Source organism: Megasphaera sp. AF13-6AC, from assembly GCF_027685385.1.
In the GTDB taxonomy this organism is placed as follows: Bacteria; Bacillota; Negativicutes; order Veillonellales; family Megasphaeraceae; genus Megasphaera; species Megasphaera micronuciformis.
Genome location: NZ_JAQCUN010000223.1, coordinates 259 through 1,297, shown reverse-complemented (window position 1 = coordinate 1,297; position 1,039 = coordinate 259). Strand labels below are relative to the sequence as shown.

Genomic DNA, 1,039 nt, shown 5'->3' with positions numbered 1-1,039 from the left:
GTGCGGAAACCGAACACGACACTTTTCAAATGTCGGCAAGGTCTTATCGGCATCACACATGGGGTCCCCCGGTCCGGCAATACCGATAACCGAAATATCCTGTCTGTCCTTAAAAAGTTTTTCCAAATAAGTCACGGCCTCGTCAGGTGTGTACACCTTCTGCGTAACGCCGGGACGATTTTCATTAGCGCAGTCGTACATACGATTGCAAAAGTTACATTGAATATTGCAATTCGGGGCTACCGGTAAATGAACACGCCCCCAATTAGCCGAAGCCCCTTTGTTGAAGCAGGGATGATTATTTAAAAAGCTTTGTGTATGTACGTCCATTACTGTTTACCTTTCCGCCCGAATTTAATAGCGTTCTTATGGCAAACATTCAAGCAATCCCCGCAGTTCGTGCAGTTCATTTCGTCAGGACGCGTACCCATATCACACTTACGCAGGCAAGCATCACAGTTGTCACAGGCATCGGTCTTGAAAATGCGGAATATGGAAATCTTGCGTATCAATTCCATGGCCCCGCCGACAGGACAAATAAACCGACACCAGAAATTCGAAATAATGAGCGATGCCGCAATAAGTGCTACGACGATAACCGTACGAACAGCCCAATACCAATCGGCAAAGCGAATGGACATAATAAGCGAGTTAAAGTATTCATCACTCGTACGAATAGGTATCATAACGCGCGGGTTGTCATAAATGAAATATACACCCAGTCCGATTAAAATCGTAACAACCATCCCCAACTGAGCCCATCTCATCTTTTTGTTGCGTATCTTCAGCTTCGTAATTGCTACCTTACCGAGCATTTGATTGACAAAACCGCTCGGGCAAAGCCAACCGCAAAAAGCTCGTCCCAGGAAGATAGCCAACAAAGGAATGAACAACCAGAACCCGAAGAAGTAGGCTGTAATACGCCCCCAACAGGTGATTACGGGACATCGTTCACAGTTGACAAAGGGAACGATGAAGGGACATCGGAAAATTCCGTAGTATATCCACTTACCCATGACGGCCAAGAATATAAGTTGTA

The 1,039-nt window shown here is 45.8% G+C and carries 1 protein-coding gene and 1 pseudogene; both read right to left on the bottom strand.

Features of this window, described 5'->3' with window-relative positions; genetic code table 11:
* Positions 1 to 330: pseudogene (locus PGX78_RS08355) on the bottom strand (radical SAM protein); the annotation flags it as partial.
* The coding region (locus PGX78_RS08350) for a 4Fe-4S binding protein (protein WP_270446482.1) at positions 330 to 1,039 on the bottom strand (710 nt) is incomplete at its 5' end. The gene PGX78_RS08350 and the pseudogene PGX78_RS08355, both read right to left, overlap by 1 nt.